The organism is Rhizomicrobium palustre (genome assembly GCF_011761565.1).
GTDB lineage: Bacteria > Pseudomonadota > Alphaproteobacteria > Micropepsales > Micropepsaceae > Rhizomicrobium > Rhizomicrobium palustre.
In genome coordinates this window covers 2,362,643-2,385,572 of record NZ_JAASRM010000001.1, presented here as the reverse complement: position 1 = coordinate 2,385,572, position 22,930 = coordinate 2,362,643, and the positions used below count along the sequence as shown (strand labels likewise).

The window sequence follows — 22,930 nt, the reverse complement described above, 5'->3', positions numbered from 1 at the left end:
GCAAGCAGGGAAAAACCTGAGAGCACACCCTGGGGAAGCTAAGCCGCAGGGAAATAATGAACGCGCGCAAATTTTCGCGGAATTCGGGTCATTTCCTGCCGAGCTTGGCCGCAAGCCTCATCACCCTCTTTCTGGCAGGCTGCGCGGCGGGGCCTACTAAAGAAGACCCCTATGAAGCCACCAATCGCGAGGTTTTCGCCTTCAATCTGGCGGTGGACCGGCTGGCGCTAAAACCGACGGCGGAGCGCTATGTCGCCGTGGTGCCGGAAAGCGCGCGCAACGGGGTGCACAACTTCCTCGACACGCTGCAGCAGCCGATCGTGTTTGCAAATGACATGCTGCAAGGCTCTCCCAGCCGGGCAGGTGAAACCGCGTCGCGTTTTCTGATCAACGCCACGCTTGGCCTCGGCGGGCTGGTGGATGCCGCAGGCCGCATCGGCATTTCCGGGCATGAGGAAGATTTCGGACAGACCCTTGCCGTTTGGGGCGCTGGTGAAGGTCCTTATCTCATGTTGCCCTTCTTAGGCCCCTCTAACCCGCGCGATGTTGCGGGCAGGCTCGGGGATACCGCCCTCGATCCCACCATGTATATCCGTATCAAACGGCACATACTTTGGTCCGGGGTCAGAATGTATGGAACGATCCTCGATGCGCGGGCGCGCAATCTCGAGGCGCTGGAGGGTATCGAGCGGGATTCCCTTGATTATTACGCAACGGTACGAAGCCTTTATCGCCAACACCGCGCCAGCGAGATCCGCAATGGTATGCCCGATGTTACTGAACCGGAAAATTATTGAATGGTTTCAGCGGTTTTGTTCAAAGACATCGAAAGAGATTTAAGCGATTTTCGCGCCACGAACTTGCCATATGCCCCAGCGATCATTACCTCTCGCAACGACGCTGGTTCTTCGAACAAAGCAGGGCACGATGCAGATTTACAAAACCTTCTTGGCTGGCCTGATCGCCGCCTTCGTTCTGGTGCTGGGCACGGCCGCAGCACCGGCGCTCGCCGCCACCCCGGCCGAGCAATACATCACCGATAATGTGCAAAAGGGCATGGGCATTCTCAACAACACCCAGCTCTCCAAAGATCAGCGCAAGACGGAGTTTCAGGGCTTCTTGTTGAGCCTTACGGACATCTCGGCCATCGGGCGCTATACGCTCGGCCAGTATCGCCGCACCGCTTCGCCGGAAGACCTCACGGCATTTGAAGCCGCCTTCAAGGATTACGCGCTGGCGGTCTATCAATCCTACTTCGCAAAATATTCGGGCCAGAGCCTGAAGGTGACCGGCTCGACCCCGCTCTCCGCCGATGAGACCGTGGTCAAATCGGTGACGGTCGATCCCAAGAAGCCCAGCGCCAAGCCGTTCGAAGTACAGTTCCGTGTACAGAACAATGGCGGCAAGATGGTGGTGGTCGATTTCTCGGTCGAAGGCGTGTGGATCCGCGAACTGGAACGCAACGACTTCACCTCTTACCTCGGCCAGCATAACGGCGACGTGAAGGCCCTCACCGCCATGCTGAAGCAGAAGGCCGCGCAGACCAAGTAACGCCTGCCCGCAAAGCCATACCGAAACGCCCCGGGAAACCGGGGCGTTTTTGTTTTGAGGGGGGGATTGTGCTAGGATTTACCCGGACAAGTAGCAGCGGTGCAGCATGGTTACGACCATCACCAGCGAGGGGCAGATCACCCTTCCCGAAGAATTGCGTGACAAAGCCGGGATCAAACCCGGTGATGAAGTCGAGATAACTCTCGGCGCTACAGGCGCGCTCGTGATCCAAAAGCCTGAGGCCAAGCGCAAATCCATGGATGAATACAGACAGCGTCTGCTGGAAGTTGCAAACCGCGGGATCATCAGCGGGATCACTACCGATGAGATCATGGAAATGACCCGCGGTTATAGTGAGGACGCGGAGATGGAGGCCGGGAAACCGTGACCCTCGTCGATAGCAATGTGCTCATCGACATTCTCAGCACCACGCCTGATTGGTTTGATTGGTCCATGGAGCAGCTTGTCCGCCGCTCTCATCTGGGGCCGCTTTACTTCGACGAAATCGTCTACGCCGAGATTGCGGTAAAGAGCAAAAGCGAGATGGAGCTGGACCTCGCTTTGGCCGATCTAAACTTGCAGCTTTGTCCAATGCCAAAATCCACCCTCTTCCTGGCGGGCAAAGTGTTTGGCGACTACCGTCGCCGGGGCGGTACGCGCGGCAGCAACCTGCCCGACTTCTTCATTGGCGCACATGCGCAAGTATCAGGCCTGCCACTTCTCACCCGCGATACCGCACGCTACCGCCGCTATTTCCCGGACGTGGAATTAATCGCACCGTAATCGTGGGGACGGCCCACTAACGCAAAACCCCATATGCAGCTGTTAGGAAGACGCCGAACACCGCGAATACGATGCTGATCCCAAATAGCGCGATTTGGTTCCAGAACAGCACCCAGGACCTGCGACCTAGCTTTCTGTATATAACTCTGTGCGGCTCGATCGCTTCATCCGGCTTATTTTGCTCGCGCATTCGAGCAGCTGTTTTTGTCTCTCGAAAATCCCTGAGACGATTGATCACCAAAAATAGTGCAACACCTATCGACACCAGCAACCCGAGGGATGAAATCACCAGGAGAAATAATGCTGCAATGCCGACAAGAAATGTAGACTTCGCAGTACAGGGTAATCCTGAAAATCTGTCGCTCAATAGTATTGACGCCTCATAGCCGAGCGTAGCCACGGCAAGAGTAAGCATCAAATTAGAGGCGTAAGCCAGCTGACCTATTGTGATCGACTGCCAACGTATGAAACTCCCCGCGGGATCATTCTTTTTGTAGCTTTGCATATTCCCCCCATGCACCAACCGGAAAACATACACGCGGTGCTTGAATATAGCAAAAACGCCCCGGTTTCCCGGGGCGTTTGGATTTTACGCATATGGCGAAAATCAGCGCCCAAACCGCTTGTATTTGATCTTGTGCGGCTGGTCGGCGTCCATGCCGAGGCGGCGCTTCTTGTCGGCCTCGTAGTCCTGGAAGTTGCCTTCGAACCACTCCACATGGCTGTCGCCTTCAAAGGCGAGCATGTGGGTGGCGATGCGGTCGAGAAACCAGCGGTCATGCGAGATGATCATGGCGCAGCCCGCGAACTCTTCGAGCGCCATTTCGAGCGCACGCAAGGTCTCGACGTCCAAATCGTTGGTCGGTTCGTCAAGGAGGAGCAGGTTGGCGCCGGACTTCAGCATCTTGGCGAGATGGACGCGATTGCGCTCACCACCCGAAAGCTGGCCGACCTTCTTCTGTTGATCGCCGCCCTTGAAATTGAAGGCACCGCAATAGGCGCGGCTGTTCATCGTGCGCTTGCCGAGTTCCAAGACATCAAGCCCGTCGGAGATTTCCTGCCACACGGTCTTGTTGGGATCGAGGCTGTCGCGGCTCTGGTCGACATAACCAAGCTGCACCGTGGAGCCGACCTTCAGCGTGCCCGCATCCGGGGTTTCCTGACCCGTCAGCATACGGAAGAGTGTCGTCTTACCGGCACCGTTCGGGCCGATGACGCCGACGATACCGCCCGGCGGCAGCGAGAAGCTTAAGTTCTCGAACAGCAGACGGTCGTCGTAAGCCTTGGCAAGGCCATCGGCTTCGATCACGAGGCTACCAAGACGCTCGGCCACCGGAATGATGATCTGAGCAGGTCCGGAACGCTGCTCGTTGGAGCGCGCCACCAGTTCTTCATACGAGTTGATACGCGCCTTGGACTTGGCCTGACGCGCCTTGGCGCCCTGCTGAATCCATTCGCGTTCGCGCGCGATGGTCTTCTGCAGCGCCTGCTCTTCCTGGCTTTCCTTGGTGAAGCGCTCTTCCTGCTCGATCAGGTACTTGGTGTAGTTGCCCTCATGCGGGATGCCCTTGCCGCGATCAAGCTCGAGGATCCACCCCGTGACGTTGTCGAGGAAGTAGCGATCATGGGTGACCAGGATCACGCAGCCCGCATATTCGCGCAACGTGCGTTCCAGCCAGCCCGTGGTCTCGGCGTCCAAATGGTTGGTCGGTTCGTCGAGGAGGAGAATGTCTGGCGCATCGAGCAAGAGGCGGCAGAGCGCGACACGGCGGCGTTCACCACCCGAGAGCTTCTCGACGCTGGCATCGCCATCAGGGCAGCCCAGCGCATCCATCGACTGCTCGACCTGGCTGTCGAGGTCCCAAAGCCCTTGGGCTTCGATCTCGTCCTGCAGCTTGGCCATTTCGTCGGCGGTTTCGTCGGAATAATTCGCCGCGATCTCATTGAAGCGATCGACCAGCGCCTTCTTCTTGGCGACGCCGAGCATGACATTGCCGCGCACGTCGAGTTCGGGATCGAGCTGCGGCTCCTGCGGCAGGTAGCCGACTCGCACGCCGTCCGCCGCCCAGGCCTCACCGGTGAACTCTTTGTCCATGCCGGCCATGATCTTCATCAGGGTCGATTTACCGGAACCGTTGACACCGACGATGCCGATCTTGGCGCCGGGGTAGAATGAGAGCCAGATGTCTTTCAGGACCTGTTTCCCGCCGGGATAGGTCTTGGACATGCCCTTCATGTAGTAGACGAATTGGGGGCCGGCCATCGGGCGCCATCCTTTCGCGAAAATTGGGAGTGGGCGGGTTTTATAGAAGCGCCCCCGCCGCCGCAATGGCGCCGCGAGACGGGCCTAGAACTTGATCTTGGCCTTGGAGAGCAGCGACACGGAGTTGGCCCCGGTCATGCCGCCATAATTCATCTGATAGGCCGCATTGGCCTGCAGGGCGACGGAATCGCCGAAAAACTCGGTCTTGTAGCCAAGTTCGATATCGGTCTCGGGCGCCATGTTCAGGACCTTGTCGCGGCCGAAGAACTGCAAATCGCCCGCTTTGGACTGAGCCGCATTGGACAGGGCCGCGAAATTCGGGGCCGGGCGCGCCAGCGAAACGCCAAGCGCGTCATGTTTGGAGAAGAGCCCGTGCTTGGCCACTGCCACGCCATAGGCTTCGGTCCTGAGCGAGGCATCCGGCGTGAAGGCACCCGGGCGCAGTTCAAGCTGGGAAATACCCTCGCTGAACGACGCCGTCGTCACCCAGCCGCCGCCAAACCCGACGCGGGCCGTGACGCCCAAGGCATTGGTGGTGGCACGGCCGCCAAAATTCGGCAGACCCAGCCCGCGCTCGGCGGTGCGGGAGGCGGTCAGGCCAATGCCGCCCCAACGGGCGAAATCCCAATGCATCCCCGCCACCAGCGTATCGGTGTTACGGGCATCATAGGGCGTCCAGCCGCCCATCGCCGAAAAGGCCAGACGGGCGTCAATGAGATAGCGGTTGAGCCCCGGCGAAGAGGAGGCGTGCCCCATGCTGAAGGAAAGCCCTTCGGTGAGCTTTCCGGCGAGGCCAAAATAATCCCCGCCATTGGAGAGGCCCGCATAAGGCGAGCCAAACGCCGTGGTATTGTAGAAAAGTCCGTCCAGGGGGGAGGTCGCGTAACGGTCCAGCGTCCGGTTCACATCGACATTGAAACCGGTCTGCAAGGAAAGAGCGTCAGAAATCCGAAAGCTGCCGGAAAGCTCGTCCAAAGGATTACGCAGCAACACCTGCGGGCCGGAGCTCTGCGAGTCGTTCAGAAGAACGGGCAGTTCGAAGGGATCAGCGAGGCGGGAACCTTGGAGCGAGAAGCCAGACTCCGTCGCAGTCGCGGCGAAGGCCGTCAGGCTGACGGCGACGCCCGCGATGGCCAAAAGCCCGCGGTGGATCCAATTACCCCTCATGACACCAGTACGGTAACGCTCTCCTCTACCCTTTAAAGTTAGCAGATCGGTCCCCACACCCTCAAAGGTTTCCTTGGTTTTTCCGTGACTTCGGGGCAACAAGCGGCGATTCTTTTGGCGCACACCCAAGCTGCGTTAATCAATATATGGTTAATCAAATTCCCCTCCCTCCATAGGGTTGTGGAGCATGCCATTGCTGTGAATCCGCGCCCTCTCGGGCCATACCGCGAAGGCCGGAGCGGAGCCTGAAGCTGGGAAATGGCCCCGCGGTGTTAATCTTTCACGTCCTGATGGTTACTGATTGGACATGAAGCTCTCATAGGCCTGCCGGTAATGGTCCCGCGCGCCCGCCTTGTCGCCGGCTTCACAGGCCTTGTCGCCTAGCGCGATGTGGTGCCGCGCCTCCCGGGTCCGGGCGGTGATGCCGCTATTATTAGGGTTCACGGCACCGGTATCCGCGCTGCCGCTACGGCTCTCGCCAGATCCCATCACCGCATCGAGCTGTTCCTTCATCTGCTGGCAGCTCGCATTGGCGGGAAGCGCGCTCCAGCCAGTCGCGGAAGACCCCATTTGCCCGCCGCTTTGTGCGAAAGCAGGCCCGGTCAGCGCCAGAAAAGCCAGCAACGCGAATATGGTTTTGCGCATTAGCTGCACTCCACAACATCTTCGCCGGAGCAACGCCCGAAAGGCGCCCCGGTGACAGCCCAGCTTGCCGCGGGAAGCGTTTTATTGCAGCGAAATGGGACGTCTTATGGATGTCAGGCCATGAAACGGAAGATGCGGCCAATTGGGCAAGTTACTGACCCGAAATCTAGACATTGTGCGGGATTTGTCGCTAACCTGTTTTCACAGGGGGCCTGGGTGATTATCCAAGCACATAACAAAATTTCGGCTTTGATCGCGGTTCTGTTTTGCGCAGCGCTCGGCGGTTGCGCTTCCTCTGCCCCGCCCGGTGAATATGACCCTCTTGAGCCTCTGAATCGCGACGTCTTCGCATTCAACAAAAGCTTGGACACAAGGGCGGCCCTGCCAGCAGCCACCTATTACAAGTCCGCGGTTCCAGACACGGTACGCCTGGGTATCCATAATTTCATGTCGAACCTTTCCATGCCCGTCACCTTCGCCAATGACGTGCTGCAGGGCGAATTCGACAATGCCGGCTATGCGATCTGCCGATTGGCCGTGAACACCACCATCGGCATTGCCGGGTTCATGGATCGCGCTAGTGACATGGGCTGCCACTATCATGACGAGGATTTCGGCCAGACACTGGGTGTTTACGGCGTGCCGGGCGGGCCTTATCTGGTGTTGCCGCTGCTCGGCTCATCACTGCCCCGCGATGTCGTAGGCAAGCTGGTGGTGGACGGCTATTTCAATCCCCTCGGTTATGTGAAGTACAACGGCAAATTCTACGTCTCCCTGGGGCAGAATGTGCTGAAGCTGGTAGATCAGCGTTCGCGCGCCGTGGGCAAGCTGCGCGAGGTGGAGCGCAATAGCGTGGATTACTATGCCGCCATGCGAAGCCTCTATATTCAGAGACGGAACGCTGCCATTCGCAACGATATCCCCTCGCCTGGAACGGATCCGGTACCGCCGGCAGCCCCCCTCGCGCCGGACGCGCCAACGCAGTAGAAGGCAGACGAGTCTTTGCCCTCTGAATGCGATCTCCACCGAATCCCAGCAATGGGTCGTGTTCAAGGTCCATCACTTTAGTATTCTCGAATCTGGCCGAAAGAGTTTCCGCGTCCATGTCGATCATCGAACGTATCGTCGCATTTTGCTGCCGCCATGCCATTGCCGTAGTCGTGCTAGGGCTTTTGGCCGCCGCGGCAAGCATTGGCTACACCGCCACCAATTTCGCGATGAACACCGATTCATCAACATTGATCTCACCCGATCTGCCCTGGCGCAAAACCATGGCGCGGTTCGATGCCTTGTTCCCGCAGCGAAACAACCTCGTCCTGGTCGTGATCGATGCGGCCTCACCCGATCGCGCCAATACCGCGGCCAACCAGCTTGCGGCGAAGCTATCCAGCAATCCCAAACTTTTTCCGGCTGTCCATCGCCCCGATGGCGGACCCTATTTCGAAAAGAACGGCCTTCTCTTTCTGCCGGAGAAATGCGTGCAGGATGCGATGGGCAAGCTCGTTCAAGCTCAGCCCTTTCTGGGGGCGCTCTCCTCTGATCCTTCGCTGCGCGGCGTGATGGATTCGATGTCGACGGCGCTGATGGGCGTGGCGCATGGACAAGCCAAGCTCTCGCAGATCGATGGCCCGATGGCGGCGATTGCCGACACGCTGGAAAAAACCAATGCCGGGCAGAAATCCTATCTCTCCTGGCGCTCGCTGTTTTCCTCGGACGATTCCAACAACAAGGAATGTTCCTTCGCGCGCACCCGCACCTTCATCGAGGTTCAGCCGGTCCTCGATTATACCTCCATCATGCCGGGCGAGGTGGCGAGCAAGGCAATCCGCGAAGCTGCCAAGAGCCTCGAACTGACGCCGGATAATGGCATCACTGTGCGCCTCACCGGCCCGGTGCCGATGGCCGATGAGGAATTCGCCAGCTTGCAGGAGAATGCAGGCCTGATGGGCCTTGCGATGCTCCTGATGGTGACCGCATGCCTGTGGTTCGCGGTGCATTCGGTGCGCATCATCCTTTGCATCCTGGCGACGCTGGTGACGGGTCTTGTTACCACCATGGCGCTGGGCCTTGCGGTGGTGCATGTCTTCAACATCATCTCCATCGCCTTCATCGCGCTGTTTGTCGGCCTGGGCGTCGACTTCGCCATTCAGTTTTCGGTGCGCTATCGCGCCGAGCGCCATGCGGTGGGCGATCTCACCAAGGCTTTGAGCTGCGCCGGACGCGGAGTCGGCACGCCTTTGGCGCTGGCGGCGGCGGCAACGGCGGCGGGCTTCTTCTCCTTCATTCCCACCGATTATGTGGGCGTGGCCGAGCTCGGCAAGATCGCAGGACTTGGCATGATTGTGGCATTCGTGCTCGCCATCACCTTCCTGCCCGCGCTCATCAAGCTGATGAAGCCTTCAGGGGAAGCCGAGCGCGTCGGCTTTGCGATCTTCGCGCCGGTCGACCGCTTCCTGCATCACGAGCGCAAGAAGGTGCTGCGCTGGGCCGGTATCGCCGCGCTGATCGGCATCGCCATCCTGCCCTTCCTGCAGTTCAATCCGAACCCCTTGGACCTCAGGAGCCCCAAGGTCGAATCCATGTCGACCTTGCACGATCTGATGAAGGATCCGGATACCTCGCCCAACACCATCGACGTCTTGGCGCCCAACCTGAAAGAGGCGGACAGAATCGCCGATAAGCTTTCCAAACGCCCGCTTGTCGGCACGGTGCTGACGCTGACGACCTTCATTCCGCAGGATCAGGAAAAGAAGCTGGCGCTCATTCAGGACACTTCCTTCCTGATGGATTCGACCCTCAACCCGATTGAGGTCAAGCCAGAACCCAACGATGCGGAAAACATCGCCAGCCTGAAAGCGGCGTCCACTGCGCTGCATGAAATGGCGTCCAAGGCGGACAAGAAAAACGATCTTGAGCATAAAGCGGCCTCGGATGCCGAACGCCTCGCCAAGGCGCTCGACACGCTGGCGACCCTGCCCAAGAGCGCTCGCGACGGCGCCACCAGGGCGCTGATCCCCGGCCTCAACGCCCTGCTCTCTGAGCTGCGCAGCGCCCTGCAGGCGGGGCCGGTGACCATCGCTTCCATTCCGCCGGCCATGAAGGCCGAATGGATCGCAAAAGATGGCACGGCGCGCATCCAGGTCTTCCCCAAGAAGTTCGCCAACGACAACAAATCGCTGAAGCGCTTCTCCAAGGACGTGATGGCGGTGACGCCCAACGCCACCGGCGCCCCGATCACCATTGAGGAATCCGGCCAGACCATCGTGCATGCCTTCATTCAGGCGGGCATCTGGTCCTTTATCGCGATCACCATCATCCTCGCCTTCGTGCTCAAGAACCGGCGCGATGTGCTGATGACCATCATCCCGCTTCTGCTGACGGCGATCCTGACCTTGGCGACCTGCCGCATCATCGGGCTGGAACTTAACTTCGCCAATATCATCGCGCTGCCGCTGCTCTTCGGCATCGGCGTGGCCTTCAACATCTATTTCGTGGTGGCCTGGCGCGCCGGTGCGAAGAACCTTCTGCAATCGAGCCTGACGCGCGCAGTCATCTTCAGCGCGCTGACCACGGCTTCGGGCTTCGGCTCCTTGTGGATCTCAAGCCATCCGGGCACGGCAAGCATGGGCGAGCTGCTCATCATCTCGCTCGCTTGGACGCTCTTCACCACCCTCTTCTTCCTGCCGGCGCTGCTCGGCAATCCGCCGGAGAAGGACCCGCTGAAAAAGGGGCTGGTGAACAAAAAATAATCCGCACGCCGCGGGAGCGTTCGCCGCACCGCGGAGAGCGCCCCCTAGGGGATGAGATAAAAAAATGGCCCGCATCGCTGCGGGCCATTATTTTTTTGTCATCGGAGAGAAAGACCTCTCAGTCCTTCATCAGCCCGTCGGAAAGCGTGTCGAGCTTTTTCTCCAGGGCGGCAGCGCCACCCGACTGCATGGTGGCGGCGAAATCGGAACGCTGTTTGGCGATCTGGCTGACATAGCCGTTCAGGAAGATGTCGATGATCTTCCAGCTCGAGCCGGCTTGGCGCATGCGATAATTGAACGGGATCACATCCTTGCCCGCGGTGAGCTTGGAGGTCACCACCTTGTCGGCGCCACGCACCGTGGAGGCCGGATCAACGGTGAACTTCTCGCCATCAAAGCTTTTGAAATTGCTGGCGTAGCTCGCGATGGTGTAGCGCGAAAGCGCTGCCGTCAGCGCCTTTTGATCGGCTTCCGACATCGTATTCCACGCCGGGCCAACCGACAGCCGCGTCATGCCGGGAAGATCGAAAGACTGCTCGATCACGGGCTTGAGCTTTTCATAGCGGCCCTTCACACCGAGCTGCTTGCCCTGCTTCATCGTGGCGATCAGCGTGTCATAGAAGCTCTGCACAGGAGCCACCGCCGGATCGGCGGGCACTTCGGCATAGGCCGCCGGAACCATCAGCAGCGCGGCCAAAGAGGCGGCCTGAAACAAACTCTTGGTCATGCGTTACGTCCTCTCACGCGTCTCTTCGCCCCAAAACCTAAACTACATCTTCCGGCGGCTTGGTGGCGGAATTATGAGACTTCAGCTTTCACGCGTCAGCAAGAATGGCAACAGTTCCCTTAGGGCCACAGCTTTGTCGCCGAAAGGTTCCAGGGCTGCCACAGCGCGGTCGGAAATCTCTTTCGCCTTCTGACGTGCACCGTCGATACCGTAGATGGAGACAAGCGTCGCCTTGCCGTGATCCTGATCCTTGCCGACCGCCTTGCCCGCCTTTTCCGCGGTAGAGGTGACGTCGAGAAGGTCGTCGGTGATCTGGAAGACGAGGCCCATATCGCGAGCATACTGGCGCATACGTTCCTGTTCCGCCAAGCCCGCTTCCGCCAGAATTGGTCCAGCTTCGCAAGAGAATTCGAAGAGCTGGCCGGTCTTCAGCCGCTGCAGGAGCATGATCTCCTCGGCCCCGAAATCGCGTTCCGCCGCCACCATGTCCACCATCTGGCCGCCAATCATGCCATTGGCGCCCGCCGCCTCGGCAAGACGTGCGATCAGCTTGCAGCGCACCTCGGCATTGGGATGGCTCGCCGCATCGGCGAGGATTTCGAAGGCGATGGTTAAGAGCCCGTCCCCGGCCAGAACCGCCGTGGCCTCGTCAAAGGCCTTATGGGTGGTGGGGCGGCCGCGCCTTAAATCGTCGTCATCCATGCAGGGAAGATCGTCATGCACCAAGGAATAGGTGTGCAGCACCTCGATCGCCGCCGCCGCGCGGGCCGCATAGGCCACCGGCACGTCGAACAGGCGGGCGCTTTCCAGCACCAGGAAGGGGCGTAGCCGCTTTCCGCCCGCAAAGGTGGCATAGCGCATGGCATCGTGAATCCGGCTATGCAGCCCGTGTGGCTTTGGGAGCACGACCTCCAGGGTTTGTTCGACGGTCCTGGCGGCGTGATCCAAGGCGGGTGCGAGGCCCAAACTACTCATAACGATATCCTTTCCCCCAACTTGTCCCCCAACCGGGCCCCTCTCTAGCGCAATATGAGCCTAACGCAACGGGGGTCCCCGATTGACGCGACCTCCGCCAAGAAAGTATTGCGCTGTGTCGCCCATATCTGGAAACTGCCCGGAAGGCGGTGCGGTGCGAATTTCCCTTTTTCATTTAGGGATTTAGCATGCTAGACCGGTCCCTTATCACGAGGAGTTGCGAGCCCATGCGTGTCGTTCTTGCCCAGCCGCGCGGCTTTTGTGCAGGCGTTGTCCGGGCGATCGATATCGTCGAACGCGCCTTGGAAAAATACGGCCAGCCCGTCTATGTGCGCCACGAGATCGTCCATAACAAATTCGTGGTGGAAACCCTGAAGAGCAAGGGTGCCCGCTTCGTTGAAGAGTTGCACGAGGTGCCCGATGGCGCCGTCACCGTGTTCAGCGCCCATGGCGTGCCGCAGACGGTGGTGAAGAACGCCCAGGATCGCGGCCTGCCGGTGCTGGATGCCACCTGCCCGCTGGTGTCCAAAGTGCACAGCCAAGGTAAGCGTTATGTCGGCAATGGCCGCATGCTGATTCTGATCGGCCATGCCGGTCACCCGGAAGTCGAAGGCACCATGGGCCAGGTCGGCGCGCCGGTGCATCTGGTCCAGACCGAGGCCGATGTCGAAGCCCTTTCCATTCCCACCGATACCCCGGTCGCTTATGTGACTCAGACCACGCTTTCCATCGACGACACCCGCAACATCATCGCGGCGTTGAAGGCGCGCTTCAGCGATATCGTCGGGCCGGAAACCACTGACATCTGCTACGCCACCCAGAACCGTCAGCAGGCCGTGCGCGAACTTTGCCGCGTCGCCGACGTTATCCTGGTGGTAGGCGCAAAGAACTCTTCCAACTCGAACCGCCTGCGCGAGATCGGCAAGGAAGAGGGTAAGCCCTCCTATCTCATCAATGACGGCAGCGAACTCGATCCGGAATGGGTCAAGGGCTATGCCACCATCGGCATCACGGCGGGCGCCTCGGCGCCGGAAGCCCTGGTGGAGCATGTTATCGACGCACTGCGCGCCATCAATGCCAATCTCACCGTCGAACAGATGGACGGCAAGAAAGAACACATCGAATTCCGCCTGCCGGCGGAACTTCGGGCCTAATTGAAACGTGCGGTCTTCGGGACCGCGGTTGCCAAGTTACGTTTCGCGGACCTCGTCCGCGGTTGAAGGAGTAAAACGTTGAGCATTCCGTTCAAACAAGCCGCCCGCATCGGCGCGTATGTGATGAAGCAGCATTTGAGCGGCAAGAAGCACTATCCGCTGGTGCTGATGCTCGAGCCGTTGTTCCGCTGCAACCTCGCCTGCCAGGGCTGCGGTAAGATCGACTACCCCGATGACATCCTGAACCTGCGCCTCTCTTACGAGGATTGCATGGCAGCGATCGATGAATGCGGCGCCCCCGCCGTTTCGATCGCCGGTGGCGAGCCGCTTCTGCATCGCGAGATGCCCCAGATCGTCAAGGGCTTCATCGAGCGCAACAAGTTCATCATTCTCTGCACCAATGCTCTGCTGCTGTCGAAAAAGATCGACCAGTATGAGCCGCACGAGAACTTCACCTGGTCGATCCATCTGGATGGCGACAAGGGCATGCACGACAAGTCGGTGTGCCTGGAAGGCACCTACGACAAGGCGATTGCGGCGCTGAAGCTGGCGAAGTCCAAGGGCTTCCGTACCCAGATCAACTGCACGCTCTTCAACGACGCCGATCCGGAGCGCACCGCGAAGTTCTTCGACGAGATGATGGCGCTGGGCTGCGACGGCATCACCGTGTCGCCGGGCTATGCTTATGAGCGCGCCCCGAACCAGGAGCACTTCCTCAACCGCGAGAAGACCAAGAACCTCTTCCGCGGCATCTTCTCTCGCGGCAATGGCGGCAAGAAGTGGAAGTTCACCCAGTCCGAACTCTTCCTCGACTTCCTGGCGGGCAACCAGACCTATGAATGCTCGCCCTGGTCCATGCCGGCGCGCACCGTGTTCGGCTGGCAGAAGCCCTGCTACCTCCTGGGCGAAGGCTATGTGAAGACCTTTGCCGAGCTGATGGAAGGCACCGAATGGGAGAAATACGGTGTCGGCAATTACGAGAAGTGCGCCAACTGCATGGTCCATTGCGGCTTCGAAGGCACTGCAGTGCGCGATTCCGTGGCCAAGCCCTGGAAGCTTCTGCCGCTCGCCCTTCGCGGCAGCAAGACCACCGGCGATTTCGCGCCGGAGATCGATCTTTCCAAACAGCGCCCGGCCGAATTCGTCTTCTCGCGCCATGTCCAGATGGCTCTGGCCGATATCAAGGCTGGCAAGAAGTCAGTGGATGTAGGGACAGCCGAGGCTGGGGCCGAGGACACGCAGGCAGCGCAGTAAGCTCTTAAAGGCCGCGCCAGCCTCGCGGCCTGTGCGCAAGAGCTCGCCGAACTGGTCGGGCTCGCGCAATATCGAACGGAAAATCGCAAACATCCGCGGTTTTCCGTTGGGGCTTAAGGGCTCCAAGGCGGCTGGCGGAAGCGTCCGGCGGGAATCATCCGAAATCGCTCTCAGCACCACAAAGGGAATGCCATGCGCGGCCGCGTAACGCGCCGCGATATGCGATTCCATATCCACCGCATGCGCGCCGGTGAGGCGGAAGAGATCCTTCTTCGCGCCGATATGCTGGGCAGGCTCTTCCACCCCCGCCATCACCACCGAATGAGCGTCCGGCAGCTTGGTGCGCAGGATTTTCGACCAGCCGGGATCGCAGGCGTAATGCTCGTTCTCGGTGACGACATGGGTGCCGATAAGGGCGTCGCCGACTTCCGGCAAAGGCGCCAGGCCGCCCGCCAGCCCAAAGCTGACCATGCCGCACACATCCGGCCCCAGCTCTTTCAGCCGCTGTGTCAGAAGCTCAGGATTGGCGCCGCTGATCACCGGCGTCATGCCAAAACGCTTCGCCAGCCGCGCTTCCCGCGACAGACCTACAACGGCAACAACCTTCACAGCCCGTGCCCCACTTTCCGCGAATTGCCGGTCTTCAGATTGCGATATCGCGCCAGCGCCCACAACGGGAAGAATTTCGGATAGCCGTGATAGCGAAGATAAAACACGCGGGGGAACCCGCCACCGGTGTAGTATTCCTGCGGCCAGAGCCCGTCTGCGCCCTGATTGGCCTCGAGCCAGCGCACACCGCGCGCCACAGCGGGATGATCGACCTCGCCCGCCGCCATCAAGCCCAGCAGCGCCCAGGCCGTCTGTGAGGCGATGGAGGGCGCCTTCTCATAGCCCTTGTATTCGAGCTTATAGCTGTCGCAATCCTCGCCCCAGCCGCCATCCTCGTTCTGGATCGTCACCAGCCAATCGACAGCTTTGCGGATCATGGGATGGCTGTGATCAATGCCCGCCGCGTTGAGGCCCGCCAGCGCCGACCAGGTGCCATAGATGTAATTCACGCCCCAGCGCCCGAACCAGGAGCCATCCGGCATTTGCACTTTTTCGAGATACTCGATGGCCGCCTTCATGCGCGGCGTGTCGTTTGCCTCACCCAACTGCGCAAGCATGCCGATACAGCGACCCGAAACGTCTTCGGTGGGCGGGTCCAACAGCGCGCCGTGATCGGCGAAGGGAATGTTATTGAGGTAGTAATAGGAATTGTCCGCGTCGAACGCGCCCCAGCCGCCATTCTTGGACTGCAGCCCTTCCACCCATTCGCGCCCGCGCGAAATGGCTTCGCTGTAATCGGATTTTTGGCCCTCGATTTCCTTGGCGCGGTCCAGCGCCATCACCACCACGGCGGTGTCATCAAGATCGGGGTAATAATCGTTGCGATACTGGAAGGCCCAACCGCCCGGGCGCACACCCGGCTTTTCCTCCGCCCAATCGCCCTTCACATCCAAGACCTGCAACGGCTTCAGCCACTCAAGGCCCTTGGTGACGGCTTCATGCACTTTCGGGTCACGCGTTTCCATCAGCGCATGGCAGACCAGCCCCGTATCCCACACCGGCGAGACACAAGGCTGGCAATAGGCTTCGTCTTCCTTGATGACGAGCAGCTTTTCCACCGAGACCCGCGCGATGGCGCGGCGGGGATCTTCGGGGCCGACACCGAGCGTGTCATACATCATCACGCTGTTCGCCATGGCGGGATAAATCGCGCCGAGACCGTCTTCGCCATTAAGGCGCTCGGTCGTCCATTCCATGCAGGTTTTGATCGCATGGGCGCGCAGCTTTTGCGGCCAGAAGGGCTCCACGCGCTTCAGCACCCAATCGAGCGCGCCAAAGAAGGCCGACCAGATCCACTTTTGATGCGCGGCGCGCTTGGAGGCGACTTTGCCCGGCAGGAACAGTTCTTTGACATGCACGCCGCGCGGATTGCGCGCGATGGGCTGTTTCGCCGCCAAGACCAGAAGCGGCACGATCACGGTGCGCGCCCAATAGCTCATCTTGGAGAGATGAATGGGGAACCAGCGCGGCAACAAAATCAGCTCGGGCGGAATGGTGGGAATAATCGACCACGGCACATCGCCATAAAGCGCAAGCTGAATGCGGGTGAAGACGTTCGCCTTGCCCGCGCCGCCGCGTTTCAGGATTTCCTCGCGCGCGCGCTTCATATGCGGCGCCTCGGGGTCATCGCCGATCATCTTGAGCGCGAAATAGGCTTTCACCGTCGCGGAGATATCCAGCGCGCCCTTGTGATAGAGCGGCCAGCCACCATGCTCGCCCTGGATACGGCGCAGATAGACGCCAATTTTCTTTTCGAGCTCGAGGTTCGGTTCCTCGCCCAGGAAATGCGTGAGAAGCACATATTCCGCCGGAATGGTGGCATCGGCTTCAAGCTCATAGACCCAATGCCCATCGGGCCTCTGCTCGCGCAGAATGGCATCGGTCGCCGCTTTGATCAGCGCATCGACAGGAACGGTTTCAGCAGGGGCGTTCATCTTCACGTTCATATTCATGGGCCGGATTATAGAGATTATGAGCGCAGCGCCAAAGCCGCTTTCTGACCGGAGCGCAAAGCGCCTTCAATCGTGGAGGGAAGACCGGTCGCGGTCCAATCGCCTGCCAAGGTGAGGTTGCGATAGGCCGTTTTCGTGCCAGGCCGCAGCGCATTCTGCTCCGGCGTGGCCGCGAAGGTGGCGCGCTTTTCTTTCACGATCTGCCACTGTGGAAGCTCGGTGGAGAGGCCAAGCGCCTCCGCCACATCGCCCCATAACAGCCGCGCCAAATCCTCGCGATCACGATCCACGATGCTTTCCGCCGCGCTCACCGTCACCGAAATGCGATCCGGGAAAGTGAATACCCATTCCGCCGCGCTATTGATCAACCCCAGCATGGCGGGCGCGCCTTGCGGCGCGGGCACTTTGAAATGCGCGTTCACGATGGAGCGGAAATCATCCGGCACGGTAAGGCCGGGCAGAAGATCTTTGGCGACCCAGGCGGGCACGGCGAGCACGACGGAAGTATCCTCTTCCACCGCGACGCGGTTCTCCGGGAACTCCAGCGCGGTGACGCGGCCATCTTCGATCACGATTTTGCGCAAGCGCTGGCCCAGATGGATCATGCCACGCTTATCGGAGAGATATTTCAGCGCCGGTTCGACAAACGCCGCCGCGAGCGTGGGATGGGCGATACGCGGGCGATAGGTGCGCCCGCCCTTGGCCAGCGTTTCTTTCAACACCGCGCCTGCGAGACGCGCGGAGGATTTCTCCGGCTCAGTATTCATCACCGCCACCAGGAAAGGCCGCATCAGCCGTTCCCAGAGTGGGCCCTCACACGGAATGAGGTCTTCAATCGTGGCATTCGGGCCAGCGGCCAAAAGCGCGGCGAGCTTCACATAATCCAACGGCTTGGTGCCCGGCACGCGGCGGCTTTCCGAGAAAATCCACCACGCCAGCGGGCCTTCATTGGGCCGCAAGGTCCAGCGCGCACCGGTGGCGAGATCGCCAAATTCGAACTCCGCCCGCTCTGGCCCCACCAGCGCGTTCTTCGCACCGATGGTTTTCAGATAGGACGCGACCGCGGTGTTGCCAGATAAGACGAGGTGATTGCCATTGTCGATCACCGCGCCGAACGCGTCATCGTAATAAGAACGGCAACGCCCACCCGCTTGGCGCGCGGCTTCATAGACCGTCACCTCGGCACCTTCGCTCGCCGCGGTTACCGCCGCCGCAAGCCCCGCCAATCCGCCACCGACGACAATGAGCTTTTTCATCCGCCGAGCCCATAACGCAGCGCAAGATAAGCCAGCACAGGCTTGGGCAGCTTCACGCGCTTGCGCGGTGCTTTCCAGCCGATCTTCATCATGCGCTTGAGGATTTCATGATAGACCGCGCCCATCAGCCGCGGCGCACGAATATCGCCTTGCGGCTTCTTCGCCATGATCTGATGCGCCGCCTCGTAATGGGTTTCGGCCAGCGCCGCCACCTTGCGGCAGGCTTCGTTCAAAGAGGGAAGCTCAAGCGCTTCTTTCGGCGTCACCGGCGCAATACCGATGCCAAGATAATCGCGCGGCAGATAAAGCCGCCCGATCTCAGCATCTTCATCAAGATCGCGCAGGATATTGGTGAGCTGCAAGGCGCGGCCCAAATGATGCGCCAGCGCGAAACCCGGCTCCTCTTCCATGCCGAAGACCTTGATCGAGAGCCGCCCGACGGCGCTCGCCACCCGGTCACAATAGAGATCGAGCACTTCCAGGCTTGGTGCGACGATATCCTCGTCCACATCCATCTGCATGCCATCGATTACGGCGATGAAATCCTGAAGACGCGGGCCGAAATCATCCACTACACCTCTCAGAAACGCCGCGCGCCCGCCACGACCGCCGACATAGAGCGCGCCCAGATCATCGCGCCATTCCTGCAGCGCGGTGGTGCGTTCGATGCGCGTGCCGATGCCGTCATCGGCGATGTCATCCACCACACGGCAGAAGGCATAGATGGCATACATCCCCTCGCGCTGGGGCTTGGCCATCATTTTCATCGCCGAATAGAAGGAGCTTTTGGAAGCCTTCTGGCGGACAGCTTCAATTTCGGGCGCGTCTGTCATGCGCGATCTCCCTTAAAACGCCCTGCGAGAAAACGCGCGAAAGCGGAAAGCGCCAGCGCGGGCAATTCTGATTTCTTGTGATGTACCCGCTCGCACAAAGGATCACGGGTGAGGAGCCAGGTGTTAAGGTCTTCCGCGAAACGCTGAATCAGCGCCACTTCCAGCGCGAGGCGCTTGGAGCGGATATGCGCGGCAAAGGCAGCGGAGGTTTTCAAAAGCTCGCCATTCTTGGCGGCAAGCTCGGCGATCACCGCTTTCAAGGCGGGCGTGCATTGCGTCCCCGCAAGGTCTTCAACCCGCGCGCCATGCTTTTCCAGCACGTCTTGCGGCAGGTACACGCGATTAAGGCTCTTATAATCCTTGCCGCAATCCTGCAGGTGATTGATCACTTGCAGCGCCGCGCAAAGCGCATCGTTGAGCGGCCAGGCATCTTTGCTCTCGCCATGCACATCCAGCACATAGCGTCCCACCGGCATCGCCGAATAGCGGCAGTAATCGATGAGATCGTCCCAATCGGTATAGCGCAGCTTGGTGCAATCGCGGCGGAAGGCTTCCAGAAGATCCAGCGCATGCACCGGCGAAAGCCCACGCGCTTTTTGTAATTCGCGCAGCACCACGCCTTGGCGCACCGCATCATTCTCGCCTTCCAGCGAAGCGCGCAGCGCATCGAGCAGACGCAGCTTTTCTTCCGGCGGCGCGATTTCGTTATCGGAAACGTCGTCGGCGAGGCGCACAAAATTATAGAAGGCCATCACCGCCGGGCGATGCTCTTTGGCAATGATGACGGAGGCGACGGGAAAATTCTCGTCCTTATGCCCCTTGCCGGATGCGAGTTCTGCAACCTCAGTCATGATCCCGCCTGCGCTTGCGCGCGCCCCTTCCACATGCCGCCGCGCCCGCGCCAATGCTGTACGGCAGAATCGATGGTGAAGCCTGCATAAAACACACCGATGACAGGCAAAGCCAAGCCCCAGAAAGGCGAGCGGCCATAGAAGTGCAGCATCGGCTGAAAGGCGATGGTCATCGCTGCCCAGGCGAGCGCCCCGAACAAGGCCGCAAGCCCGCCAATGAACAGCCCCGCCAGCGGCAGGATGTAGAGCAGCGCCATGCCGATCACGGTGCCGAGCAACAGCAGCGGCGAATATTGCAGCTGCGCATAGGCCGAACGGGCGACCATGCCGCGAATGTCTTCGATTTTCGGATAAGGGCGCAGGCTGAGGGCGCGATTGGTCAGGCCCAGCCAGATCGGTCCCACCGATTTCATCCTGCGACCCATGGCGCAATCATCGATGATCTCGGCGCGGATGCTCTCGATGCCGCCAGCTTGTTCCAGCGCCGTGCGCTTGATCAGCATGCAGCCGCCAGCTGCCCCCGCGGTCTTGCGCTTCACATTGTTCACCCAGCCGAAGGGATAGAGCATGTCGAAGAAGAACACGAAGGCCGGGATGAGAAAGCGTTCGGCGAAGCTGGTGCAGTTGAGCTTGGCCATCAGCGAGACGAGGACATACTTGCCCGCTTCGGCGCGCGCCACGAGGTTTCTGAGGTTATCCGGCGTATGGGCGATGTCGGCATCGGTGAGCCAGAGATACTCCGCCTCGCTGCCCGCCTTCGCCACACCTTGGCTGACCGCGAAAAGCTTTCCCGTCCAGCCTTTGGGATGCGGTGCGCCGGATAAAACCTCCAGCCGCGCATCGCCCAGCGCCTTCACCACTTCCGACGTGCCGTCTTCGGATTGATCATCCACCACGATGACCTTGAAGGGGCCGGGATAATCCTGCGCGAGCAGGCTGCGGACGCATTCCGCTATGCCATCCGCCTCATTGCGCGCGGGAACGACCGCGGTCACCGACGGCCAATGGCTGGGCATCGCCACCTCGGCGCTATCGCGCTCACGGCAAAGCCAGAACCAGCCGCGGCCGAAAAGCAGCACCAGCCAGATCAGAAGCGATATGAAGGTCAGGAGCACCGCCGCGATCATAGATATCCCGCCCCTTTGAACCACGCCAAGGCATCTTGAAGGGCTTCACGATACGGCCGCGCGCTATAGCCGAGCTCGCGCTTGGCTTTTTCGGACGAGAAAAACATATGGTATTTGGCCATTTTTAGCGCATCGGCGGTGACGAACGGCTCTTTGCCCGTGATCTGCGCGATTGTCTCCGCGATCCAGGCAATCGGATAAAGCGGCGTACGCGGAAGATTGACCGTAGGCGCCTTGCGGCCCACCAGCCCAGCGATCACCGCCAGCATCTCGCGCAAGGAAACATCCTCGCCGCCAAGGATATAGCTTTCGCCGATGCGCCCTTTTTCCAGCGCCAGCAAATGCCCCATGGCGACGTCATTGACATGCACGAGGTTGAGGCCGGTATCGACAAAGGCGGGAATTTTGCCCGTCGCCGCTTCCACAATGATGCGCCCAGTCGGCGTAGGCTTGATATCGCGCGGGCCAATCGGCGTTGAGGGATTTACGATGACCGCCGGCAAGCCTTCGTCGCGCACCATCTTCTCGACGGCGCGTTCCGCCACCAGCTTGGAGCGCTTATAGGCGCCGATGGCGCTTTCTTCGCTATGGCGTTCGGTTTCATCTACCGCCACGCCATCTATACGCGCCTTCAGCGTCGCCACCGATGAGGTATAGACAATGCGCTCCACGCGCGCGGCCTGCGCGGCTTTCATCACCGCATTGGTGCCGAGAAGATTGTTGCGCACGATTTCTTCGGGGTCTTTCGCCCACAGCCGGTAATCGGCGGCGACATGAAACACATACCGCGCGCCCGCCATAGCGTCGGTGAGCGCCTTTTCATCCCGCATATCGGCGGTGACGATTTCGGCCTTCAACCCTTCCAAATTATCGCGGCGCGAGGAGCTGCGCACCGCAAGGCGCAAGCCATAGCCCTTCTCTGCCAAGAGCCGCGCCACCGCCGAGCCGACAAAGCCCGAAGCGCCAGTGACGAAAACGATATCGCCGCTCATGCTTCCTCCTTGTCCGAAAAGGCGCGTTTTCCTTCCACCATCTGCCATGCCAATAGCACGGGAATACCCAGGACAACATCACGCGCGCGCTTTAAGAGCGACACGGCGAGGCCAAATTCCGGCCCGGCACCGAATACCGGGGCGAGCGCGGCATAGCCTGCTTCCTGAACCCCGATGGCGGCGGGAATGAACACGGTCACGGCGCGCAAGGCCGCCAGAATGCTTTCGATGGCGATGCAATCCATCACCCCGATATTTGCGCCGCAGACCTTGAAGATCACCCACAGCCACACCGCCGCCGCGATCCAGGCAATGAGGTGAAAGGTCGATGACAGCGCAAGGCGCTTGGGCTGGCGATAGAGCGCTTCGATCTCGGCGGTGAATTGCTCGGTATGGGCGACCGCCTTGGGCAGGAACTGACCGGCCAGCGCCGCAGCCATACGCGCGCCTTTTCGTTGCAGCACTACGAAAGCGATGATGCCCGGCACCAAGAGCACCGTGCCGATGATCATCGCATCGACATAGCCAGCAAGGCTTGCGGAGGCTTTCAGCCGCGTCAGCCCGATCAACAAGCCCAGAATGGTGAAGGCGGCCTGCGCCATCAGCTCGGCGGTGATATCGACCACCGAACTCGAATAGGCCTTCACCGGCGAAATACCCGCCAGAATGCCTGCCCGCGCGCCAATCACCACCCCGCCGATCTGGGTGAAGGGCAGAAGGTCGGTGGCGGAATCGCGCAGCTGGCGCGAGGCAAAAAACACCCAATACGGCACCACCGGCCCAAGCAGCGAACGCCAGGCCAAAGCCAGAAACGCGATCACCGGCATGGCCGCCAAAAGGATCAGCGCAAAGCCACCCCACCCGGCATGGCCGATGGCGGAAAAGATCTGCGCAAAGCCGATATGGACGATAACGAAAACCGCCAGAGCCAGACCGGCGATCAGCGCGATAAGTGCTCCGATCTTCATTCCATTCAGGGTGTTAAGGCTTCTCTGCCCGGCCAGAACCCGCCGGACGGGGTGCACCATGGACAATATGACGG

The 22,930-nt window shown here is 60.3% G+C and carries 22 protein-coding genes; 8 read left to right on the top strand and 14 right to left on the bottom strand.

The features are described 5' to 3' along the window. Positions 1–56: 56 nt before the first annotated feature. The 4 genes from FHS83_RS10730 to FHS83_RS10715 all read left to right on the top strand — a co-directional run bounded on the left by FHS83_RS10730 (position 57) and on the right by FHS83_RS10715 (position 2,334). Positions 57–797: an MlaA family lipoprotein gene (locus FHS83_RS10730; RefSeq protein ID WP_167082959.1), complete on the top strand. Its 741-nt coding sequence runs from the start codon at positions 57–59 to the stop codon at positions 795–797. 130 nt (positions 798–927) lie between these two features. After that, on the top strand, positions 928–1,551 hold the full coding sequence (locus FHS83_RS10725) for an MlaC/ttg2D family ABC transporter substrate-binding protein (protein WP_167082958.1): 624 nt from the start codon (positions 928–930) through the stop codon (positions 1,549–1,551). A gap of 106 nt (positions 1,552–1,657) precedes the next feature. Next, positions 1,658–1,939, top strand: a complete 282-nt coding sequence (locus tag FHS83_RS10720) for an AbrB/MazE/SpoVT family DNA-binding domain-containing protein (protein WP_167082957.1) — start codon at positions 1,658–1,660, stop codon at positions 1,937–1,939. Continuing rightward, entirely contained in the window at positions 1,936–2,334 is a 399-nt protein-coding gene (locus FHS83_RS10715; RefSeq protein ID WP_167082956.1) for a PIN domain-containing protein, read from the top strand. The genes FHS83_RS10720 and FHS83_RS10715 overlap by 4 nt, the downstream gene beginning before the upstream one ends. Before the next feature lie 16 nt (positions 2,335–2,350). Here FHS83_RS10715 and FHS83_RS10710 read toward each other — a convergent pair whose 3' ends face one another. The 4 genes from FHS83_RS10710 to FHS83_RS10695 form a co-directional block, all read right to left on the bottom strand. Continuing rightward, positions 2,351–2,839, bottom strand: a complete 489-nt coding sequence (locus FHS83_RS10710) for a hypothetical protein (protein ID WP_167082955.1) — start codon at positions 2,837–2,839, stop codon at positions 2,351–2,353. A gap of 102 nt (positions 2,840–2,941) precedes the next feature. Next, entirely contained in the window at positions 2,942–4,597 is a 1,656-nt protein-coding gene (gene ettA / locus FHS83_RS10705; RefSeq protein WP_167082954.1) for an energy-dependent translational throttle protein EttA, read from the bottom strand. An 84-nt stretch (positions 4,598–4,681) separates the two neighbouring features. Further along, the gene (locus tag FHS83_RS10700; protein ID WP_167082953.1) at positions 4,682–5,764 is read right to left on the bottom strand and encodes a hypothetical protein; all 1,083 of its coding nucleotides are present in this window, start codon (positions 5,762–5,764) and stop codon (positions 4,682–4,684) included. A 294-nt stretch (positions 5,765–6,058) separates the two neighbouring features. Beyond that, complete coding sequence (locus FHS83_RS10695; RefSeq protein WP_167082952.1) at positions 6,059–6,409, bottom strand: hypothetical protein; 351 nt, start codon at positions 6,407–6,409, stop codon at positions 6,059–6,061. Between the two features lie 120 nt (positions 6,410–6,529). Here FHS83_RS10695 and FHS83_RS10690 point away from each other — a divergent pair, with 120 nt between their 5' ends. Next, positions 6,530–7,396, top strand: coding sequence for an MlaA family lipoprotein (locus FHS83_RS10690; protein ID WP_341801596.1), 867 nt, complete (start codon positions 6,530–6,532; stop codon positions 7,394–7,396). A gap of 116 nt (positions 7,397–7,512) precedes the next feature. After that, the gene (gene hpnN, locus FHS83_RS10685) at positions 7,513–10,158 is read left to right on the top strand and encodes a hopanoid transporter HpnN (RefSeq protein ID WP_167082950.1); all 2,646 of its coding nucleotides are present in this window, start codon (positions 7,513–7,515) and stop codon (positions 10,156–10,158) included. Positions 10,159–10,276: 118 nt separating this feature from the next. Here hpnN and FHS83_RS10680 read toward each other — a convergent pair whose 3' ends face one another. After that, positions 10,277–10,885, bottom strand: a complete 609-nt coding sequence (locus tag FHS83_RS10680; protein ID WP_167082949.1) for an ABC transporter substrate-binding protein — start codon at positions 10,883–10,885, stop codon at positions 10,277–10,279. Positions 10,886–10,966: 81 nt separating this feature from the next. Continuing rightward, complete coding sequence (locus FHS83_RS10675) at positions 10,967–11,860, bottom strand: polyprenyl synthetase family protein (protein ID WP_167082948.1); 894 nt, start codon at positions 11,858–11,860, stop codon at positions 10,967–10,969. Between the two features lie 227 nt (positions 11,861–12,087). On the opposite strand from FHS83_RS10675, the gene ispH reads away from it, so the two are divergent. Next, entirely contained in the window at positions 12,088–13,014 is a 927-nt protein-coding gene (gene ispH / locus FHS83_RS10670) for a 4-hydroxy-3-methylbut-2-enyl diphosphate reductase (RefSeq protein WP_208414474.1), read from the top strand. 78 nt (positions 13,015–13,092) lie between these two features. Further along, on the top strand, positions 13,093–14,268 hold the full coding sequence (gene hpnH / locus FHS83_RS10665; protein ID WP_167082946.1) for an adenosyl-hopene transferase HpnH: 1,176 nt from the start codon (positions 13,093–13,095) through the stop codon (positions 14,266–14,268). Here the strand turns inward: hpnH and FHS83_RS10660 are convergent. Genes FHS83_RS10660 through FHS83_RS10625 form a run of 8 tightly spaced genes read right to left on the bottom strand, consistent with a single transcriptional unit; the run spans position 14,212 to position 22,856 of the window. Continuing rightward, a complete protein-coding gene (locus FHS83_RS10660; protein ID WP_167082945.1) occupies positions 14,212–14,877 on the bottom strand; it encodes a phosphorylase family protein in 666 nt (221 codons plus the stop codon). The two genes, hpnH and FHS83_RS10660, sit on opposite strands and share 57 nt — an antisense overlap. Continuing rightward, positions 14,874–16,823 carry a squalene--hopene cyclase gene (shc, locus tag FHS83_RS10655; RefSeq protein ID WP_167085414.1) on the bottom strand — a complete coding sequence of 650 codons (1,950 nt, stop codon included), beginning with the start codon at positions 16,821–16,823 and terminating at the stop codon, positions 14,874–14,876. Before shc ends, FHS83_RS10660 begins: the two co-directional genes overlap by 4 nt. A gap of 23 nt (positions 16,824–16,846) precedes the next feature. Next, positions 16,847–18,085, bottom strand: a complete 1,239-nt coding sequence (hpnE, locus tag FHS83_RS10650) for a hydroxysqualene dehydroxylase HpnE (protein ID WP_167082944.1) — start codon at positions 18,083–18,085, stop codon at positions 16,847–16,849. Continuing rightward, entirely contained in the window at positions 18,082–18,918 is an 837-nt protein-coding gene (gene hpnD, locus FHS83_RS10645; protein ID WP_167082943.1) for a presqualene diphosphate synthase HpnD, read from the bottom strand. Before hpnD ends, hpnE begins: the two co-directional genes overlap by 4 nt. Continuing rightward, positions 18,915–19,769: a squalene synthase HpnC gene (gene hpnC, locus FHS83_RS10640; RefSeq protein ID WP_167082942.1), complete on the bottom strand. Its 855-nt coding sequence runs from the start codon at positions 19,767–19,769 to the stop codon at positions 18,915–18,917. Before hpnC ends, hpnD begins: the two co-directional genes overlap by 4 nt. Beyond that, positions 19,766–20,896 carry a glycosyltransferase gene (locus tag FHS83_RS10635; protein WP_167082941.1) on the bottom strand — a complete coding sequence of 377 codons (1,131 nt, stop codon included), beginning with the start codon at positions 20,894–20,896 and terminating at the stop codon, positions 19,766–19,768. The genes hpnC and FHS83_RS10635 overlap by 4 nt, the downstream gene beginning before the upstream one ends. Beyond that, positions 20,893–21,888, bottom strand: a complete 996-nt coding sequence (gene hpnA / locus FHS83_RS10630) for a hopanoid-associated sugar epimerase (RefSeq protein WP_167082940.1) — start codon at positions 21,886–21,888, stop codon at positions 20,893–20,895. The genes FHS83_RS10635 and hpnA overlap by 4 nt, the downstream gene beginning before the upstream one ends. After that, positions 21,885–22,856: a lysylphosphatidylglycerol synthase domain-containing protein gene (locus FHS83_RS10625; protein ID WP_167082939.1), complete on the bottom strand. Its 972-nt coding sequence runs from the start codon at positions 22,854–22,856 to the stop codon at positions 21,885–21,887. Before FHS83_RS10625 ends, hpnA begins: the two co-directional genes overlap by 4 nt. Between the last annotated feature and the right edge of the window lie 74 nt (positions 22,857–22,930).

Coding starts and splice junctions, on each gene's coding strand:
- hpnA (WP_167082940.1), bottom strand. CDS start 21,888: ATGAGCGGCGATATCGTTTTCGTCACTGGCGCTTCGGGCTTTGTCGGC.
- ispH (WP_208414474.1), top strand. CDS start 12,088: ATGCGTGTCGTTCTTGCCCAGCCGCGCGGCTTTTGTGCAGGCGTTGTC.
- FHS83_RS10625 (WP_167082939.1), bottom strand. CDS start 22,856: ATGAAGATCGGAGCACTTATCGCGCTGATCGCCGGTCTGGCTCTGGCG.
- hpnE (WP_167082944.1), bottom strand. CDS start 18,085: ATGAAAAAGCTCATTGTCGTCGGTGGCGGATTGGCGGGGCTTGCGGCG.
- shc (WP_167085414.1), bottom strand. CDS start 16,823: ATGAACGTGAAGATGAACGCCCCTGCTGAAACCGTTCCTGTCGATGCG.
- FHS83_RS10680 (WP_167082949.1), bottom strand. CDS start 10,885: ATGACCAAGAGTTTGTTTCAGGCCGCCTCTTTGGCCGCGCTGCTGATG.
- FHS83_RS10635 (WP_167082941.1), bottom strand. CDS start 20,896: ATGATCGCGGCGGTGCTCCTGACCTTCATATCGCTTCTGATCTGGCTG.
- ettA (WP_167082954.1), bottom strand. CDS start 4,597: ATGGCCGGCCCCCAATTCGTCTACTACATGAAGGGCATGTCCAAGACC.
- hpnC (WP_167082942.1), bottom strand. CDS start 19,769: ATGACTGAGGTTGCAGAACTCGCATCCGGCAAGGGGCATAAGGACGAG.
- hpnN (WP_167082950.1), top strand. CDS start 7,513: ATGTCGATCATCGAACGTATCGTCGCATTTTGCTGCCGCCATGCCATT.
- FHS83_RS10710 (WP_167082955.1), bottom strand. CDS start 2,839: ATGCAAAGCTACAAAAAGAATGATCCCGCGGGGAGTTTCATACGTTGG.
- FHS83_RS10690 (WP_341801596.1), top strand. CDS start 6,530: ATGAAACGGAAGATGCGGCCAATTGGGCAAGTTACTGACCCGAAATCT.
- hpnD (WP_167082943.1), bottom strand. CDS start 18,918: ATGACAGACGCGCCCGAAATTGAAGCTGTCCGCCAGAAGGCTTCCAAA.
- FHS83_RS10725 (WP_167082958.1), top strand. CDS start 928: ATGCAGATTTACAAAACCTTCTTGGCTGGCCTGATCGCCGCCTTCGTT.
- FHS83_RS10695 (WP_167082952.1), bottom strand. CDS start 6,409: ATGCGCAAAACCATATTCGCGTTGCTGGCTTTTCTGGCGCTGACCGGG.
- FHS83_RS10730 (WP_167082959.1), top strand. CDS start 57: ATGAACGCGCGCAAATTTTCGCGGAATTCGGGTCATTTCCTGCCGAGC.
- FHS83_RS10700 (WP_167082953.1), bottom strand. CDS start 5,764: ATGAGGGGTAATTGGATCCACCGCGGGCTTTTGGCCATCGCGGGCGTC.
- FHS83_RS10720 (WP_167082957.1), top strand. CDS start 1,658: ATGGTTACGACCATCACCAGCGAGGGGCAGATCACCCTTCCCGAAGAA.
- FHS83_RS10675 (WP_167082948.1), bottom strand. CDS start 11,860: ATGAGTAGTTTGGGCCTCGCACCCGCCTTGGATCACGCCGCCAGGACC.